The sequence below is a fragment of the Corynebacterium sp. HMSC036D03 genome, assembly GCF_001836185.1.
GTDB lineage: Bacteria > Actinomycetota > Actinomycetes > Mycobacteriales > Mycobacteriaceae > Corynebacterium > Corynebacterium simulans.
The window spans coordinates 128,974-146,055 of record NZ_KV827749.1 but is presented as its reverse complement, the minus strand read 5'-3'; the positions used below and the strand labels follow the sequence as shown (position 1 = coordinate 146,055).

The following is a 17,082-nucleotide window of genomic DNA, read 5'->3' as shown; positions in this document are numbered from 1 at the left end:
CCTCCCGCATCTTCTTAAGTCACGCTCGACGCGTGGCCGGAAGAGAGGGAGGAGTCTTTTAGGTTTTGCCTTCGGCTAAAAATTTAGAAACCGTGGAAATTAGCCAAGAAGTTCACGGCCACCCAGGTCACCATGGCGGAAGGAAGCATGCCGTCGAGGCGATCCATTAAGCCGCCGTGGCCGGGAAGAATCTGGGACATGTCCTTGATACCCAGCTCGCGCTTAAATTGGGATTCCACGAGGTCGCCCAAGGTGGCGCAGAACACCAGCCCCAAGCCCATCAGGCCGCCTACCCATGCATCGTGGTGCAGCAGCAGCTTCACGCTAAGGGCGCCGGTGACAACGCCAAAGATGACCGAGCCGATAAAACCTTCCCACGACTTCTTGGGGCTTACTGCAGGAGCCATGGGATGCGAGCCGAACATTACGCCGGCTACGTATCCGCCGGTGTCAGAGGCCACGACGCAGAGCATGAACGCCACAATCGACGCCGCGCCAGAGGCGAACGGGGTCTCCACGCGGGACAGCATCGCCGCAAACGTGGCAAACAAAGGAATCCAGGTCAGGACGAAAAGTCCCACGGCCATATCGCGCAGATAGTTAATCGGCGGGCGATGCCGGCCGTTGTGGAAGAGACGGCCAAACATGAGTGCCAAGACGGCGACGACGTAGACCGCTACAAGCCCGGGGGCTCCTAGCGGCCAGGAGACCCAAAGCATCGCTTGGCCCAAGACGATGAGCAGGGTGCGAGGCATAAAAAAGGAATGCTCGCGCAGGCGCGTGAGTACTTCCCACATTGCGATAGCGACGGCTACTGCCACGACCATGTACCAAGCAAAGGCACCGGCCCAGACGGCAAAGACAACGAGTGCGCCAAGGCCCACGCCTACCCCGACCGCCGCAGGCAGGTCACGGCCCGCGCCGTTCTTCGGCTTGGGCAGACGACGATTCGACTCGCTAGTCACGCGCGCTCCTTCCACAGGAAGATGGGATACTCACAAAAAAGCGCCGCCGAGCTGAAAGTGCCCGGCGGCCAGGTTCGAGGTGCTTAGACCTCCATCAACTCGTTTTCCTTGTTGGCAACGAGCTTATCCACCTGGTCGATATAACCCGCGGTGGTCTTTTCCATTTCCTTTTCGGCTGCAACGACTTCGTCCTCGCCGGCGTCGCCGTCCTTCTGCAGCTTCTTCAGCTGGTCCATGGCCTTGCGGCGGATGTTGCGGATAGCAATCTTTCCGTCTTCGCCCTTGCCTTTTGCCTGCTTGACGAGGTCGCGGCGGCGCTCCTCGGTCAGCTGCGGGATGGTTACGCGCAGAACGTGGCCGTCGTTGGTTGGGTTAACGCCCAAGTCGGAGTTGCGGATAGCGTTTTCGATCTCTTGGATCATGGACTGTTCATAAGGCTTGATGAGCATCATGCGTGGTTCCGGAACGGAGATGGTAGCCATCTGGGTGATCGGGGTCGGCGCACCGTAGTACTCAGCAACCAAGCCGTTGAACATAGCCGGGTTTGCGCGGCCGGTACGGATGGTGACCAGCTGCTCGCGGGTGTGCTCCACCGAAGCGGTCATGTGCTCTTCTGCTTCGAGCTGGATCTCGTCGATCATTGGGTTAAAACTCCCCTTTTCGAATTTAAAGTAACTGGGATTGAATCTAGCAGGATCGCACGCCTTCTGGGGCGAAGGACGTGGCCTAAAGTACTTTCTTAATCTTCCTTGGACTGAACCAGGGTGCCGATCTGCTCGCCGTTGACGGCGCGCTTGATGTTGCCCTCAGTCAGCAGGTTGAACACCAGGATTGGCATGTCATTATCCATGCAGAGGCTGAACGCGGTGGCGTCTGCAACCTTTAGCCCCTTCTCGATGACCTCACGCGGGGTGATTTCGGAGTAGAGTTCCGCATCAGGGTTGGTGCGTGGGTCGTCGGAATAGACGCCGTCGACAGCCTTGGCGAGGAAGAGCACCTCTGCCCCAATTTCCAGCGCGCGCTGTGCGGCGGTGGTGTCAGTGGAAAAGTACGGCATGCCCATGCCAGCGCCGAAAATAACCACGCGGCCCTTTTCCAGGTGGCGGTCTGCGCGCAGCGGCAGGTAAGGCTCTGCGATCTGAGCCATGTTGATGGAGGTCTGCACGCGGCAATCGACGCCCTGCTGCTTCAGGAAGTCCTGCAGTGCCAGGGAGTTCATGACGGTGCCCAGCATGCCCATGTAGTCAGAACGGGCGCGATCCATGCCGCGCTGGGAAAGCTCGGCGCCGCGGAAGAAGTTACCGCCGCCAATGACTACGGCGACCTCGGTGCCCTGCTTTGCAATCTCGGCGATCTGCTGGGCGACGTTTTCTACAACGTCTGGGTCGATGCCGACCTTGCCACCTCCGAACATTTCACCGCCCAGCTTAAGCATTACGCGCTTGTATCCGGTTCGCTTGGTGTCAGGGTTAGCCACGGCCTTCATCGTCTCCTTAATGCGGGCGTTTTTAAGTCCGTTCCATCTTACCCACACAAGCTCTATTGCTCATATTCAATGGGGTGGATGCCACCCGCACAGAAAACGCGAAATGGTCCTGCCGCAATTGCGACAGGACCACTAGAAAGTCTGCAGCTAAAAAGCAAGCAGCTTTAAATCGAAGCCTTAGGCGCCGACCTCATAACGCACGAAGCCTTTGATGGTGGTGCCAGCTTCCTCAGCAACCTGCTTGACGGTCTTCTTGGAGTCGGACAGTGCAGCCTGCTCAAGCAGAACGACGGACTTGTAGAAGCCGTTCAGGCGACCTTCCACGATCTTCGGCAGAGCAGCTTCCGGCTTGCCCTCCTCGCGGGTGGTAGCCTCAGCGATCTCGCGCTCCTTCTCAACGACCTCAGCCGGAACGTCCTCGCGGGTCAGGTACTCAGCGTTCATAGCTGCGATCTGCAGAGCAACAGCGTGTGCGCCCTCAGCGTTGCCCTCGTAGGAAACGAGAACGCCAACTGCCGGCGGCAGGTCAGCGGAACGCTGGTGCAGGTAGACAGCAACGTTGTCGCCCTCGAGGGTGACTGCACGGCGTGCCTGCAGCTTCTCGCCGGTCTTTGCGGACTCTTCGTCGACGATCTCAGAAACCTTCTTGCCGTCGATCTCGAGGTTGTTCAGCTCCTCGCCGGAGTTGACCTTAGCCTCGCCAGCAGCCTCAGCGATCTTGGTAGCGAAAGCCTTGAATGCCTCGTTCTTTGCAACGAAGTCAGTCTCGCAGTTGATTTCGACCATGGTGTTGCCGGAAACAGCAACGAGGCCCTCGGTAGCCTCGCGCTCAGCGCGCTTGGAAACGTTCTTTGCGCCCTTGATGCGCAGGAACTCTACGGCCTTGTCGTAGTCACCGTTGGACTCGTCGAGTGCCTTCTTGCAATCAAGCATGCCGGAGCCGGTAGCCTCGCGCAGTGCCTTTACGTCTGCAGCAGTGTAGTTCGCCATAGTTCGGGCGATCCTCCTTGGTTTCAAACAGTATTCGATGTGACAGCGTACTCGACGCTAACGTTTTACGCCGCCCTTGGGGGTGAGTTTTTACAGAAGAATAAACCCCCGCGGCCGTAATCCAACGGTAGCGGGGGCTTAGCCTAAAGTCTTTTACTCTGCGGACTCAGCAGATGCTGGGTCGGAAGCAGCAGCAGCCTCTGCTGCGTCGCGAGCTTCCTTCTCAGCGGAGTCGCCGGCAGCTTCCTTAGCTGCAGCCAGCTGGCGCTCCTCGCGGGCCTTCTTGCCCTCTTCAACTGCGGTGGCGATGATGCCGGACAGCAGTTTGGTAGCGCGGATTGCGTCGTCGTTGCCCGGGATCGGGAAGTCAACGTCATCCGGATCGCAGTTGGTGTCCAGGATGGCAACAACTGGGATGTTCAGCTTCTGAGCTTCCTTAACCGCGATGTGCTCCTTGTTGGTGTCAACAATCCACAGTGCGGAAGGCGCCTTGGTCATCTCGGAGATGCCACCGAGAACGCGCTCCAGCTTGACGCGCTCGCGCGTCAGCATGAGAACTTCCTTCTTGGTGCGGCCCTTGTAGCCGTCCTCAGCTGCGTCCATTGCCTGAAGCTCCTTCATGCGCTTCAGACGCTTGGAAACGGTCTGGAAGTTGGTGAGCATGCCGCCCAGCCAACGGTGGTTGACGTAAGGCATGCCAACGCGAGTTGCTTCCTCAGCAACTGCTTCCTGAGCCTGCTTCTTGGTGCCGACGAAGAGGATGGTGCCGCCGTGGGCAACGGTCTCCTTGACGAACTCGAAAGCCTCATCGATGTAGGTCAGGGTCTGCTGAAGATCGATGATGTAGATGCCGTTACGGTCGGTGAAGATGAAACGCTTCATCTTTGGGTTCCAACGACGGGTCTGGTGGCCGAAGTGCACACCAGCGTCGAGGAGCTCGCGCATGGTTACAACTGCCATGATTCGCTCGCTTTCTGTTGTTATTTCGGTTTTGCAAGAAAATGTGCGGTGTTTTATTCCGCACCCTAGCAACGAAGGCTCTGGTCAACACCCCACTTCATGTGGGGACCGCGTCAACACAGGGCTGTTTCTTCCTTAACCCAGGAAGCAACGACTTCGCCGCGCGTAGTCAGCGCATCGAAATGTTTTTAAACATGCCAGACACACTGCTGGGGCAAATTCTAGCCGCATCCTGCGCACTAGTCCAAAACGAGTGGCGCTTTTCCACAATTTTTCGCTGACGCGGCCCCAAACGGCACCACATCGCTCACATGCACCCCACTAACCCCAGTTTGTTCACAGCGCATTAATCAACTCTTTCGCCACCACTGCCCCATTGCAAAGACTAGGTCTATGAAACTCAACGCAAAGAACTTTTCTTGGATACGCACGAAGCCAAATGTCTGCTGGCTGGCTCTGTGCCTCGGCGCCTTTCAACTGGTCATTCTTCCCTGTGCTCCCGGCGCGCCCAACACGCCGACCGCGTGGGCATATGTCGATCCCACCACGGGCGCTGCCATGGCAACGCGGGTTTTGGAAGGTTTTGATCCACCGGCTCAGAAGTGGAGCGCTGGTCACCGGGGTGTGGACCTGGCGCTTTCGATTGGCTCTGACGTTCGCGCTGCTGGCGACGGCGAGGTCTATTTTGTTGGCAAGGTGGCGGGCAAACCCGTAGTTTCCATCGCACATGCCGATGGCGTGCGCACGACCTATCAGCCTGTATTCGGGCATGTGGCCAAGGGCGATAAGGTCCGCGAGGGCCAAATCATTGGCAGGTTAGCGCCACCGGTGGACGGCAAGCCTGGCCTGCACTGGGGCGCGCTTATCGACGGCCCGGAAAAGACGTATATCGATCCGCTTTCGCTTCTCGACGCCCCGGTGATCCGGCTTAAGCCCGTGGATGGGCCTTAGAGTAAACATCCTTGAGCCGCTGTGCGGAAACGTGGGTATAAACCTGCGTGGTCTGCAAGGACGAGTGCCCCAAAAGCTCCTGCACCACGCGCAGGTCTGCGCCGCCTTCTAGAAGGTGGGTGGCCGCAGTGTGCCGCAAGCTGTGCGGGCTTAGCCCATTGGCGCCGGTTACCTGTGCGGCTTTCTCCACCACGCGGCGTACCTGGCGTTGGTCAATACGCCCACCGCGTGTGCCCACGAAGACGGCTTCCGTCTCCCCCGCCAATTGCGCGCGGCCCTTATCCAGCCAAGTGCGCAAGGCATCAGCGGCTGCCTCTCCAAAAGGCACCACGCGCTGTTTGTTTCCTTTACCGGTAACCCGCGCGGTCTGCCGGCGCAGATCGAGGTCACCGATATCGAGGCCGGCAAGCTCTGCCACACGCATGCCGGTGGCGTAGAGCAGCTCCAGCATCGCACTATCACGCAGGAAATGAACCTCGTCGGCCGAGACGGCATTGCCCACGAGCTCCCCTGCTTCGTTCTCCCCCAGAACCTTAGGCAGGTGTTTGCCCACCTTCGGAGTCACCAAGCGCGCTGCAACGTCCGAGCCAAGATGGCCTTCGCGCACCGCCCACGTCGAAAACGCTCGAACCGCCGCGGTGCGGCGTGCCAAGGTGGCTCGGGACTTGCCGGCGGTGACAGCCTCACCGAGCCAGGCGCGCAATGCGTTCAGGTCGAAACTCGCAAAATCTGGAACGCTACGAGCTAAGTCCCGAAGGTCGGAGCGGTATCCCTTCACCGTGGCCTGCGAGCGCCCACGGATGAGCAGCTGGTGCTCGGCGAAATCCTCGATTGCCTCCACCAGCTGCCCAGATAGCTCCTCCGCGCTCCGTGTCATGTCCCAGGAGTCTACTCCAGTTGCAGAAGGCTCAGCATTCCCCTGTCTAGCGCAGCGCCTTTGTCGCCTTTGTCATTTGTGTTCTCGTATCTCATTCACTGCGCCGCCAGTGCTTGCCCTCGCGCATGACCAGCCCCTGTTTCTGCAAAGCCACCAAGAGGTGGACACACAAGGCCACGCGCATGCCTGCTTGTTGCGCGATGTCTTCTGCGGTTGCACCTTCCTCGCTATTTTGTGGCGCGGCATCAAAGACCTTGAGCTCGTTGCGAGATAGCTGCTGCACCTTGCTCGGAGCAAAGTCGAGCTCGTATTGCCCTGCCGCATCCACACTTCCGACGTTGCCCACCAACCCGCGAATCTCATCCACCGATGTCACCAGCTGCGCCCGCTGGTCCTGGATGCGTTGATGGCATCCCAGCGAGCCTGCTGTGGTGACTGGCCCTGGCACCGCCATGGTTACCCGGCCGAGCGCCTCCGCCCAGTTCAAAGTGTTGAGAGCCCCTGAACGAAACGCGGCTTCTACCACCACAGTGCCGGCCGAAAGCGCCGCGACCAAGCGGTTGCGGGTGAGGAAACGATGACGCTGCGGGGTAGTCCCGGGCGCGAACTCAGAGATGACGCATCCGCTTTCCGCGATCCGCGCGAACAAGGACGCATTGCGCGCAGGATAGTTAACATCGATGCCGCATGGCGCAACCGCGACTGTTTGGCCACCTGCTTCCAAAGTTGCTTCATGGATAGTCGTATCCACGCCCAGCGCCCCGCCCGAAACCGTGGTCCATTGGTGGCTGGCCAAGCCCCCAGCCAGCAACTTGGAGACCTCCCAGCCGTAGCGACTAATCGCGCGTGTTCCCACGAGAGCTACCGACTGAGCCACGCATTCGCGCACGGACTTGCCTTTCACCCACAGCGCATGCGGTGGAACGGCCTGGCTATCAAAGGTCGCCGGGGCATCGGCGCCGCCTGCCTGATAGAAGCCGAAGGCCTGGGCGAATTCTTCCCGAGGCCATTCAGCATCCTCAGGAGTAATCAGCCGCGCGCCCACGCGCTGCGCCGCTGCCAAGTCTTCGTCCTGCCGCAGCCAGTCCCTCCTACTTGTCGTCTCATCGCGCAACGCACCAATCCAGTCCGCCGCGTGATAGACACCATGCGCCACCTCATCCACGGGGTACTGGGACAACAAACCGTGCAGGGTACGAGATGGACCTTCCACCACTCGGTTGAGATAGATCCAAGCATGCAGCGAAGTAGACAAATTTAAGCTACTCATGCCGCCAGCCTTTCCAGCACGCCCGCCCCACGCAGGTCTAGCGCCTTGCCCACATGGTCGATGTCAGGCTGGGCGCTGCCATCAAGGTCTGCCAGCGTCCACGCTAGGCGTAGTACACGGTCAACGCCGCGCTGGCTTAGCTCGCCATCTGCAAGATAGGCCGCAAGCATCGCCATTGCAGTCTCCGTCGCAGGACGATTCCGCCGCAAATACGAAGCTGGCACCGCACCGTTATTGTGAACGGCAAGTCCATCACCGCGCCAGCGCTGCTTCGCTCGATCCCGTGCTTGCGCGACCCTTTCCGCGATTGCCGCCGAAGGCTCCTCATCCACCGCATGCAAGCTCGCCGCCCGGCCCGATATATCCACCACCATATCCAAGCGGTCACGCAACGGCCCCGACAAATTTGTGAGATAGTTCCGTCGCTCAGACGCCCTACACCGGCACTTGCTTGGCTCCTCAGCGGCACAACGGCATGGATTGGCGGCCAGCACCAGCTGAAAACGCGCCGGGAAGGTAACTTCGCGCCGCGCACGCGAGATGGTCACGTGCCCGTCCTCCAAGGGAGCGCGCAGCCCGTCCAATACGCGCGCGGATACTTCGCTGGCCTCGTCGAGGAACAAGACCCCATGATGCGCCAAGCTCACCGCGCCTGGCCGCGGATTCCCCGCACCGCCGCCGAGCAGCGCTGCCCGCGTAACCGAGGAATGCGGCGCAATAAACGGCGCACGGGAGACCACCGCGCCGGGAGTGCCCGCCAAGGAGTGAATGGCTGTGGCCTCGACGGATTGGTCGGTGCTCAGCTTGGGCAGGATGGAAGGCAAACGTGCCGCAATCATCGACTTTCCTGATCCCGGCGGGCCCACCATCAACAGGTGATGCCCGCCAGCGGCCGCAACCTCTGCGGCCCACTTCGCTTCCCTCTGGCCCGCGATGTCGCGAAAGTCTGGAACCTCCTCGCATGCGGGAACTGGTACTTCCATCCCCTGCGCCGAAGGCAAGTCCCGGCTGCCGCATGCCCATGCGAAGGCATCGACAAGCGTGTGCGCGACCAGCACGTTCATATCCGGCACCAGCGTCGCCTCAGCCGCATTGCCCGGCGGGATCACCAAGGTGTCGAAGCCCTGGGACCGCGCCGTTAGAAGTGCTGGAATGATGCCAGATACTGGGCGCACGCTGCCATCTAAGCCCAACTCACCAAGCACCAACGCATTGTCGAGGAGTTCATTGTGCGGCATCTGTGCAGACAAGATCGCCAACGCCATGGGAAGGTCAAAGTGTGCACCTGACTTCGGCAAAGCCGCCGGCGCCATTGAGACCACCACGCGCGTCTTCGCCCACGGCAGCCGCGAGTTAACCACCGCAGTACGGATGCGGTCTCGCGATTCCGAGATCGCCGTATCCGCCATGCCCACCACCTGCACTCCCGGCAGCCCCGTTCCCACGTTGGCTTCCACCGTGACCACGTGCGCGGTAACGCCTTCGAGGGCCGTCGTATGGCATCTACCGAGCGCCATGCTCAACCCCTTCGTAGTGCGTGAGCTCAAATCCCTGGCCGCGTGCCACCAGCGCCACGACGTCGAAGCGCACCACGGACAAGGGTTTATCCTGCAGCCACTGCGCCGCAGCCTTCCGCATGCGCACCAGCTTTCGCGGGGTAACGGCTTCGGCTACCCCAAAAGCATCAGAGGCCCTCGTCTTAACTTCTACGAAAACAATCGTGGCCCCCTCCTGCACGATAAGGTCAATCTCGCCCACCGCATAATGCACGTTGGCGGCCAGCACCTGTCCGCCGCGCTCACGATAAAACTGCGCGGCAAATGCCTCCCCGCGTTTTCCTAAAACCTGGTTCTTATTGGACCTTAAAAGCACGCTTTACTCCCCCAAATTCCGAGCTTTCGCCGCGCCCTGGGCTGCGACACCCGCTGAAACGCCGCAAAAGCCGCATCAACTTTTCTTTGTAAGACCCAGTCCAGCGCAGAAGCAGAGAATATAGCTAGCCCCAAAACGCAAAAAGCGCGCCAACTGTGGATAACTCACCGCGACTCAGGCAAGTTACCGCGACAGGGCGCGCAAAGATGGTGTCGTTTGCTAAGCCAGCACAGCCTTATTCAGGGGCTGACATTTTAAGGAAATAACTATTCCGGCAGGAGGAAGTCTGGCTTATCCAGCTCCTCGATGTTGACGTCCTTGTAGGTAATAACGCGGACGTAGCGCACGAAGCGAGCAGAGCGGTACATGTCCCATACCCAGGCATCAGACATGCGTACCTCGTAGTAGACATCCGGGCCTGAGGTGTGCGGGATGAGCTCCACGGCGTTCGCCAGGTAGAAGCGGCGCTCGGTTTCCACTACGTAGGAGAACTGGCTTACAACATCTCGATATTCGCGGTAGAGGGAGAGTTCTACTTCCGCCTCGTAGTTGTCGAGTTCCTCGGCGCTCACTTGCTAATCCTCCAAAGTTGTGGGGTCAATGGGCCTTAGCTTAACCCGGAAATCACCTGAACAGTTTCAGGCGCGCGCGAGAAATTTCGCGTGGGCTTGTGCCACGTTGCGATAGCTCATCCGGTGTTCCGGGCAGGCACCCAATTGGGCGATCGCTTCCTGATGAATAGCCGTTCCATAGCCCTTGTGCGAGCCCAGACCATAGCCCGGATACTGCCTATCGAGCTCATCCATCACGTGGTCGCGCGAGACCTTCGCCAGCACGCTGGCAGCCGCAATGCAGCGCGCCGCGGCATCGCCGCCCACCATGGGCAGCTGGGGTGCGGGCATGCCGGGGATCTTCAGGGCGTCGGTAAGCACGTAGTGCGGGCGCACCTCCAGGCGCGCTACCGCCCTACGCATCCCAGAGACGTTAGCGTGCTGGATGCCGCGAGAATCAATGTCATCCGCCCCAATATGCACCACAGACCAGGCCAGAGCCTTGTCTTTGATGATGGGATAGAGCTTCTCCCGCGTCTTGGGCGTGAGCTTTTTAGAGTCGGTGAGCTTATCCAACTCCGGAACGATCTTCTCCGGCAGGATGCATGCGGCGATAGTAATCGGCCCGCAGCACGCCCCGCGGCCGGCCTCATCGACGCCGGCTACCGGGCCCAGACCAGCCTTACTCAAGGCCACTTCGTAGGTGCGCTGTTGTTTAAGCCGCCGCATGTTGGATTTTGGGATCGTCGATAAGCTGTGCGCGTGGAATCGGCAGAACCACTGCCTCTACCTTGCCGCGAACATTGTCCACCGGAATCGTGCCCTGCAGGTTGTCGCCCAAGTGCGCGCGGGAGTCGAGCGAGTTCGTGCGATTATCACCCATCACCCAAATATTTCCCTCCGGGACCGTGACGGGGCCAAAATAGCTGCCGCCGCAGGCCTCCGAGCCAGCTGCGGTATCCACCGGCATCTCTGGCGGGGTTTTGGCATAAGACTGGTCGATGGGCTGGCCATCCACCATCACTGCCGGGTCACCTGCCTCGCAGGAAACGGTCTGGCCTTCGGTAGCGATAACACGCTTGACCAAAATGTTTTCACCATTAGGCAGCAAGCCGATGGCCGCGCCGGCATTTTCGACGCCGCGAACGAGCACGTTATCGGAGCGCTTTACTGCGAAGGAAGAATTCCAGGAATCGGCGCCCGCGAAGACCACGACATCACCGGGCTGCGGATCAGAGAAGTAATAGCTGAGTTTTTGGACCAAGATACGGTCATTCTTACAGCCCGCACAGCCATGCAACGTCGGCTCCATCGAAGCCGACGGAATCAGATACATCCGCCCGATGAACGTCTGCACGAAAGCCAAGACCAGAAACACCACGATGACCGTAGGCAGAAGATCGCGCACGCGCACGCGCTCTTCTTCCGGGGCGTGGTCAACGGCGCGGTTTTCTAGGTTGGGACGCCGCTTTCTAGGCCTGGATGTCTGGGTCATCTACCCCACCGATGTGGTTGAACGGGAAGAACACGAACATGACCTTGCCGCGGACGTTTTCTACCGGAATGGTGCCCTGGTACTGATCCTGCATGTGATAGCGGGAGTCCGCGGAAGCCGTGCGGTTATCGCCCATTACCCAGATGTTTCCTTCCGGAACGGTAACTGGGCCAAAGTAGGCACCGCCGCAGGCATAGGAACCGGTCTTCTCGTCAACCTTGTAGGTTGGCGGATCCATGACGTAGTCCTGGTTAATCGGCTTGCCATCCACCATCACAGCTGGATCGCCCTCCTGACAGGACACGGTCTGGCCGCCCGTAGCTACGACGCGCTTGACCAAGGTGTTCTCATCCGGCGGGGTCAGCGAGACGTAGCTCAGTACATCCTGAATCTTGTGAATGACCTCGTTGGAAGAACGCGGCGACTGGTAATTGCGGTTCCAGTCATCGGTGCCCTTGAACACCACGACGTCGCCAGGCTCTGGGCCCTTATCTCCGTAGTAGGAAATCTTCTCGGTGAAGATGCGGTCATTGGTGCAGCCATCGCAGCCGTGGAGGGTTGGCTCCATCGAACCAGAAGGAATGACATATTGGCGGCCGATGAAGGTTTGTACGAGGCCTACCACGCACAATACGCAGAGGATGATGAGAAGGGTCTCCAGGAGCCACGGCAGCTCCTTTTTCTCCTTCTTTTCTTTCTTCTCTGATACTTCTTCTACCGGCTTGGCCTCGCTAGTCGCGACGTCTGCGCCATGGTCTTCGAATTCCTTCTCGTTATTCACGGGCTAAATCCTAGCAACAATGGGCCCGAAAACCGGTACCCTGACGAAAGCATTCAGCGAACTCTAAGTTCGCCGAATCCCCCACCAGTCCCCCGCGAGCTCCGCAAACTTCCATCAAAAAGTATTGAATTACTTTTTCGCCTGTAGTAGCGTGCTGTTTATGTCTTTGGGAATAATTGAACTTCTTTTCATACTCGTACCGCTACTGATCATCGTTGCGATCGTCGCGGGCGTCGTCTGGTGGGCGAAAAAGGTAAGGAGCGACCAACAAGACATTAAGCACATGCTCGCCGAGCAGCAAATGGCCCAGGGCTCCACCCAGCAGCCGGGCACCAGCTCAGCACAGATTTAAACGCAGCACCAAAACCAAGAAAACTAGAGCAAAGCTAACAGTCCAGGCCTAACAGTCTAGACATAGCAAAAGCGCCCACTCTCCCTCTCGAACCTCGAATGAGGAACGAAAACGGAGGCGGGCGCTTTCGGCGCTAGAACTAGCGGCGCTCCTTGATGCGAGCCTTCTTGCCGCGCAGGTCGCGCAGGTAGTACAGCTTTGCACGGCGGACACGGCCGCGGCGTACAACCTGGATGGACTCGATGTTCGGGGAGTGAACCGGGAAGGTACGCTCAACGCCGATGCCGAAGGAGACCTTACGGACGGTGAAGGTCTCACGGATGCCAGCGCCCTGGCGGCGGATGCACACGCCCTTAAAGAGCTGAACACGCTGGGTCTTACCCTCGATGACCTTGACGTTTACGTCGAGGGTATCGCCTGGGCGGAAGTCTGGAACATCGTCACGCAGCTGTGCTGCATCTACCTTGTCAATGAGGTTAGCCATTGTTTTTCCTTTTCAGTTTAAGACAGAGGACCCTAGCGCCCCTTCATCCTTGAAGAAGCTGACCGGTTCGTGCCTGTTACATAGAACAAAGGAATTCTTCCATACCCACCGCGCGAACAGCAAATTCTTGCAATTCCAAGACAGACGCGCATCACAGGGTTTATGGTGTGTGATGCAAGTACCCCACGGGTGCCCACGAAGAAGTGGGCTGAGATAGGCGCCAAGGCCGCGTCTAGACCGTTCGAACCTGTCTGGTTAGCACCAGCGAAGGAAGTGAGGAAGGCGCCATGTCGGCTACCCCTAACGAGATCCATCCAAAGCACTCTTACTCCCCCATCATCCGTGATGGCCTGGAGGTACCGGAAACCCAGATCGAGCTCGATGACTCACCCACTGGGCCCAACGAGCCTTTCCGCGTCTACCGCACCCGCGGCCCCGAGTGTGAGCCGGAGGTGGGCCTGCCGGGTCTGCGCAGCGAGTGGATTGCAGGCCGCGGCGACGTTGAGGAGTACGCCGGCCGCGAGCGCAATCTGGCCGACGACGGCAAGTCCGCCCAAAAGCGTGGTGCGGCCTCAGCGGAATGGCGCGGCGAGAAGCGTGCCGTCCTGCGCGCCAAGGCCGGCAAGCGCGTCACCCAGATGCACTATGCCCGCAAGGGAATCATCACCAAGGAAATGGAGTTCGTGGCGCTGCGCGAGCACTGCGATCCCGAGTTCGTGCGCGCCGAGGTCGCCCGCGGACGCGCGATTATCCCGAATAACATCAACCACCCTGAGTCCGAGCCGATGATCATCGGCCGCAAGTTCTTGACCAAGATCAACGCCAACATCGGCAACTCCGCCGTGACTTCTTCTATCGCAGAAGAAGTGTCCAAACTGCGCTGGGCCACCCGCTGGGGAGCCGATACCGTGATGGATCTTTCCACCGGCGATGACATCCACACCACCCGCGAGTGGATTCTGCGCAACTCCCCAGTACCGATTGGCACCGTGCCTATCTACCAGGCGCTGGAGAAGGTAAACGGCGTGGCCGAGGACCTTACCTGGGAGATCTTCCGCGATACCGTCATCGAACAGTGCGAGCAGGGCGTGGACTACATGACCATCCACGCCGGTGTGTTGTTGCCCTTCATCCCGTTGACTACCAAGCGCGTCACCGGAATTGTCTCCCGCGGCGGTTCGATTATGGCCGGCTGGTGCCTGGCCCACCACAAGGAGTCCTTCCTCTACGAGAACTTCGACGAGCTCTGCGAGATTTTCGCGCAATACGACGTCGCCTTCTCCTTGGGCGATGGCCTGCGCCCTGGCAGCCTGGCCGACGCCAACGACACGGCGCAGTTCGCCGAGCTTAAGACCATCGGCGAGCTCACCCGCCGCGCCTGGGAATACGACGTGCAGGTCATGGTGGAAGGCCCCGGCCACGTTCCGCTGAACATGATCCAGGAAAACAACGAGCTGGAACAGGACTGGGCCCACGACGCCCCGTTCTACACACTGGGCCCGCTGGTCACGGACATCGCTCCGGGATATGACCACATCACTTCCGCCATCGGCGCCGCACACATCGCCATGGGCGGCACCGCGATGCTGTGCTACGTCACCCCGAAGGAGCATCTGGGTCTGCCGAACCGTGACGATGTCAAGACCGGCGTCATCACCTACAAGCTCGCCGCGCATGCCGCCGACGTGGCCAAGGGCCACCCCGGCGCGCGGGCGTGGGACGACGCCATGAGCAAGGCCCGCTTCGAATTCCGGTGGCACGATCAGTTCGCGCTTTCGCTCGACCCTGAGACCGCGCAGGAATACCACGATGAGACCTTGCCGGCTGAGCCCGCCAAGACCGCGCACTTTTGTTCGATGTGTGGCCCGAAGTTCTGTTCCATGCGGATTAGCCAGGACATCCGCGATACTTTCTCGGATTCCCTGGGCATGCCGAGCTTTCCCACCGATGCCAAGGCCGGCGAGGCAATGATGTCAGCCGAGTTCAAGGCGCAAGGCTCCAAGCTCTATCAAACGGCAGACACGGAGCCAGCCGACCGTGCTTGATCTGCGTTGTTACTTCGTCACCGGCACCAATATGTCACCGGAGATTGCCGCGGCCGCCGTGCGTGGCGGCGCGGGCGTGGTACAGGTGCGCTCAAAGCCAATTTCTGCCCGCACGCTCTATGATTTGGGCGCCCGCGTGGCCGAGGCGGTGCACGAGGTAAATCCGCGCGCGCACGTGCTTATCGACGACCGCGTCGACGTCGCCCTAGCTCTGCGTTGCGCGGGCGCGCCCGTCCACGGCGTGCACATCGGCCAGGACGATCTCTGCCCACGTGCCGCACGTGAGCTGCTCGGCCCCGATGCAATCATCGGCCTGACCACGGGAACGCTTGAGTTAATTAGGGACGCAAACCAGTACGCGGACGTCCTCGACTACGTCGGCTGCGGTCCCTTCCGCGCTACCCCGACGAAGGATTCTGGACGCACCCCGCTGGGGCTCGAGGGCTACCCAGAGATCGTCGCCGCCTCGCAGCTGCCCGTAGTCGCCATCGGCGACGTCACCGCGGACGATGCCGCCGAGCTCGCTGCAACCGGCGTCGACGGCCTGGCCGTCGTGCGCGGAATCATGAATGCCCCGGACCCGGCCGCCTACTGCGAGCGTCTCCTGAGCGAATTCGAGAAAGGTCGCGCATGAGCACTGCCAGCACTGCCAGCTCAAGCGTTGCCATCGTCGGCGCCGGGGTCATCGGCCTTGCCACCGCAGTAGAGTTGGCCCAGTCAGGGATCAAAGTCGATGTCTTCGACCCAGCGCCAGCATCCGGCGCCACGCACCATGCCGGCGGCATGCTGGCTCCCGCCGCGGAGGTGGTCTATCAACAAGACCCGCTCTTTCCGCTAATGCAGGCCTCGGGCAAATGGTATCCGGAGCTTATCGCGGCCGTCGCCAAGCACAGCGACCTCGATACCGGCTACCGCGACGAAGGCACGCTCGTGGTAGCCGCGGACCGCGCCGATTCCCAGCATTTGTCAGAGCTCATGGACTACCAGAATGCGCACGGCATGCAGGTCGAGCGCATCACCGTGCGGCAGGCGCGCTCCCTCGAACCGGGGCTGAGCCCACGCCTGGCCGGCGCCGTCTCAATTCCCGGGGATACGCAGGTCTTCCCCCGGCAATGGGCGCTCGCGCTATACGACGCCGCGGAAAACCTAGGCGTGCACTTTCACCGCACAAAGGTCACACGCGTCGACGATGGAGTCGACGGCGGAGTGGTACACACCGAAGGAGGTACTTTCGCCGCAGACCAGGTGGTGCTGGCCGCCGGACTGGGGGCGAATGGTCTTAGCGAATGGTCGCAACCGCTACGCCCAGTCTACGGCGACATCCTGCGCCTACGTGTGCCAGAGCAACGCCGCCCGCTGCTAGACCGCGTGGTGCGCGGATTCGTGGAAGACCGTCCTATCTATCTGATTCCACGCGGTGACGGAACCATCGCCGTGGGCGCGACCAGCCGCGAGGATAGCCTCAATGCCCCGCTGGCCGGCGGTGTCTATGACCTGCTGCGCGATGCCATCCGGGTGCTGCCGGGCATCGAAGATTGCGAGTTCCTAGAAGCCACCACCGGCGCCCGCCCGGGCACGCCTGATGATCTTCCCTACCTGGGTCGCGTGAGTGACAGGCTCATTGTCTCCACCGGGTATTTCCGCCACGGTATCCTGCTGGCCGCCTTCGGTGCACGGTGTACGCGCGAGCTCGTCCTCGGCGAGGACCCCAGCATCGACCTTTCGGCCTGCGACCCGCTGCGCTTTGCGCGCTAGAGCCGAAGTAAAGACAGCCATATCGAGACAGATATATAAGGAACACGATGACAATCACCTACAACGGTCAGAAGATGGATACCACCGCAGCAACAGTGGCGGCACTGATTGCCGAGGTCAATGCACCAGAGGCGGGCACTGCGGTGGCCATAAATGGCGCGGTGGTTCCACGCTCGGCGTGGAAAGACACCCGCCTCGAAGAAGGCGCGGTCATCGATGTTCTTACTGCAATCCAGGGAGGCTAGTAA

General features: G+C 60.3%; 20 protein-coding genes and 1 riboswitch. Of the genes, 6 read left to right on the top strand and 14 right to left on the bottom strand.

The features are described 5' to 3' along the window. Positions 1 to 83 precede the first annotated feature (83 nt). The 5 genes from HMPREF2692_RS10330 to rpsB form a co-directional block, all read right to left on the bottom strand. Complete coding sequence (locus tag HMPREF2692_RS10330; RefSeq protein ID WP_210400656.1) at positions 84 to 965, bottom strand: phosphatidate cytidylyltransferase; 882 nt, start codon at positions 963 to 965, stop codon at positions 84 to 86. 83 nt (positions 966 to 1,048) lie between these two features. Next, the gene (gene frr / locus HMPREF2692_RS10325) at positions 1,049 to 1,606 is read right to left on the bottom strand and encodes a ribosome recycling factor (protein WP_061923195.1); all 558 of its coding nucleotides are present in this window, start codon (positions 1,604 to 1,606) and stop codon (positions 1,049 to 1,051) included. Between the two features lie 98 nt (positions 1,607 to 1,704). Further along, complete coding sequence (pyrH, locus tag HMPREF2692_RS10320) at positions 1,705 to 2,451, bottom strand: UMP kinase (protein WP_061923198.1); 747 nt, start codon at positions 2,449 to 2,451, stop codon at positions 1,705 to 1,707. Positions 2,452 to 2,628: 177 nt separating this feature from the next. After that, positions 2,629 to 3,441, bottom strand: a complete 813-nt coding sequence (tsf, locus tag HMPREF2692_RS10315; RefSeq protein ID WP_061923201.1) for a translation elongation factor Ts — start codon at positions 3,439 to 3,441, stop codon at positions 2,629 to 2,631. Positions 3,442 to 3,594: 153 nt separating this feature from the next. After that, positions 3,595 to 4,401 carry a 30S ribosomal protein S2 gene (gene rpsB, locus HMPREF2692_RS10310; RefSeq protein ID WP_061923205.1) on the bottom strand — a complete coding sequence of 269 codons (807 nt, stop codon included), beginning with the start codon at positions 4,399 to 4,401 and terminating at the stop codon, positions 3,595 to 3,597. A 393-nt stretch (positions 4,402 to 4,794) separates the two neighbouring features. Between rpsB and HMPREF2692_RS10305 the strand changes: the two genes are divergently transcribed. Then, entirely contained in the window at positions 4,795 to 5,352 is a 558-nt protein-coding gene (locus tag HMPREF2692_RS10305) for a M23 family metallopeptidase (protein ID WP_082778616.1), read from the top strand. Here the strand turns inward: HMPREF2692_RS10305 and HMPREF2692_RS10300 are convergent. The 8 genes from HMPREF2692_RS10300 to lepB (HMPREF2692_RS10265) all read right to left on the bottom strand — a co-directional run bounded on the left by HMPREF2692_RS10300 (position 5,330) and on the right by lepB (HMPREF2692_RS10265) (position 12,198). Next, positions 5,330 to 6,229, bottom strand: a complete 900-nt coding sequence (locus HMPREF2692_RS10300) for a tyrosine recombinase XerC (protein ID WP_061923208.1) — start codon at positions 6,227 to 6,229, stop codon at positions 5,330 to 5,332. The genes HMPREF2692_RS10305 and HMPREF2692_RS10300 overlap by 23 nt on opposite strands. Positions 6,230 to 6,320: 91 nt before the next feature. Then, positions 6,321 to 7,499: a DNA-processing protein DprA gene (dprA, locus tag HMPREF2692_RS10295; RefSeq protein ID WP_070456404.1), complete on the bottom strand. Its 1,179-nt coding sequence runs from the start codon at positions 7,497 to 7,499 to the stop codon at positions 6,321 to 6,323. Then, positions 7,496 to 9,016 carry a YifB family Mg chelatase-like AAA ATPase gene (locus HMPREF2692_RS10290; protein ID WP_070518834.1) on the bottom strand — a complete coding sequence of 507 codons (1,521 nt, stop codon included), beginning with the start codon at positions 9,014 to 9,016 and terminating at the stop codon, positions 7,496 to 7,498. The genes dprA and HMPREF2692_RS10290 overlap by 4 nt, the downstream gene beginning before the upstream one ends. Beyond that, entirely contained in the window at positions 9,003 to 9,371 is a 369-nt protein-coding gene (locus tag HMPREF2692_RS10285) for a YraN family protein (protein WP_061923217.1), read from the bottom strand. Before HMPREF2692_RS10285 ends, HMPREF2692_RS10290 begins: the two co-directional genes overlap by 14 nt. Positions 9,372 to 9,637: 266 nt before the next feature. Next, a complete protein-coding gene (locus HMPREF2692_RS10280) occupies positions 9,638 to 9,943 on the bottom strand; it encodes a DUF2469 domain-containing protein (RefSeq protein ID WP_061923219.1) in 306 nt (101 codons plus the stop codon). 66 nt (positions 9,944 to 10,009) lie between these two features. Beyond that, entirely contained in the window at positions 10,010 to 10,651 is a 642-nt protein-coding gene (locus HMPREF2692_RS10275) for a ribonuclease HII (RefSeq protein WP_070456400.1), read from the bottom strand. Beyond that, positions 10,638 to 11,417, bottom strand: coding sequence for a signal peptidase I (lepB, locus tag HMPREF2692_RS10270; protein WP_070587282.1), 780 nt, complete (start codon positions 11,415 to 11,417; stop codon positions 10,638 to 10,640). The genes HMPREF2692_RS10275 and lepB (HMPREF2692_RS10270) overlap by 14 nt, the downstream gene beginning before the upstream one ends. Continuing rightward, positions 11,395 to 12,198, bottom strand: coding sequence for a signal peptidase I (lepB, locus tag HMPREF2692_RS10265; protein ID WP_061923229.1), 804 nt, complete (start codon positions 12,196 to 12,198; stop codon positions 11,395 to 11,397). The genes lepB (HMPREF2692_RS10270) and lepB (HMPREF2692_RS10265) overlap by 23 nt, the downstream gene beginning before the upstream one ends. A gap of 160 nt (positions 12,199 to 12,358) precedes the next feature. Between lepB (HMPREF2692_RS10265) and HMPREF2692_RS10260 the strand changes: the two genes are divergently transcribed. Further along, entirely contained in the window at positions 12,359 to 12,550 is a 192-nt protein-coding gene (locus HMPREF2692_RS10260; RefSeq protein WP_141744865.1) for a hypothetical protein, read from the top strand. Positions 12,551 to 12,689: 139 nt separating this feature from the next. On the opposite strand, the gene rplS is transcribed toward HMPREF2692_RS10260, so the two are convergent. Continuing rightward, on the bottom strand, positions 12,690 to 13,034 hold the full coding sequence (gene rplS, locus HMPREF2692_RS10255) for a 50S ribosomal protein L19 (protein WP_005528888.1): 345 nt from the start codon (positions 13,032 to 13,034) through the stop codon (positions 12,690 to 12,692). A gap of 175 nt (positions 13,035 to 13,209) precedes the next feature. Next, a riboswitch (TPP riboswitch) is annotated at positions 13,210 to 13,325 on the top strand. On the opposite strand from rplS, the gene thiC reads away from it, so the two are divergent. The 4 genes from thiC (at position 13,322) to thiS (ending at position 17,079) form a co-directional block, all read left to right on the top strand. Further along, positions 13,322 to 15,079, top strand: coding sequence for a phosphomethylpyrimidine synthase ThiC (thiC, locus tag HMPREF2692_RS10250; RefSeq protein ID WP_070433255.1), 1,758 nt, complete (start codon positions 13,322 to 13,324; stop codon positions 15,077 to 15,079). Its footprint overlaps the riboswitch before it by 4 nt. Continuing rightward, entirely contained in the window at positions 15,072 to 15,713 is a 642-nt protein-coding gene (locus HMPREF2692_RS10245) for a thiamine phosphate synthase (protein ID WP_083281306.1), read from the top strand. Before thiC ends, HMPREF2692_RS10245 begins: the two co-directional genes overlap by 8 nt. Beyond that, entirely contained in the window at positions 15,710 to 16,834 is a 1,125-nt protein-coding gene (gene thiO / locus HMPREF2692_RS10240; protein ID WP_070823559.1) for a glycine oxidase ThiO, read from the top strand. Before HMPREF2692_RS10245 ends, thiO begins: the two co-directional genes overlap by 4 nt. Positions 16,835 to 16,881: 47 nt before the next feature. Then, positions 16,882 to 17,079 carry a sulfur carrier protein ThiS gene (gene thiS, locus HMPREF2692_RS10235; protein ID WP_070456393.1) on the top strand — a complete coding sequence of 66 codons (198 nt, stop codon included), beginning with the start codon at positions 16,882 to 16,884 and terminating at the stop codon, positions 17,077 to 17,079. Positions 17,080 to 17,082: the final 3 nt, after the last annotated feature.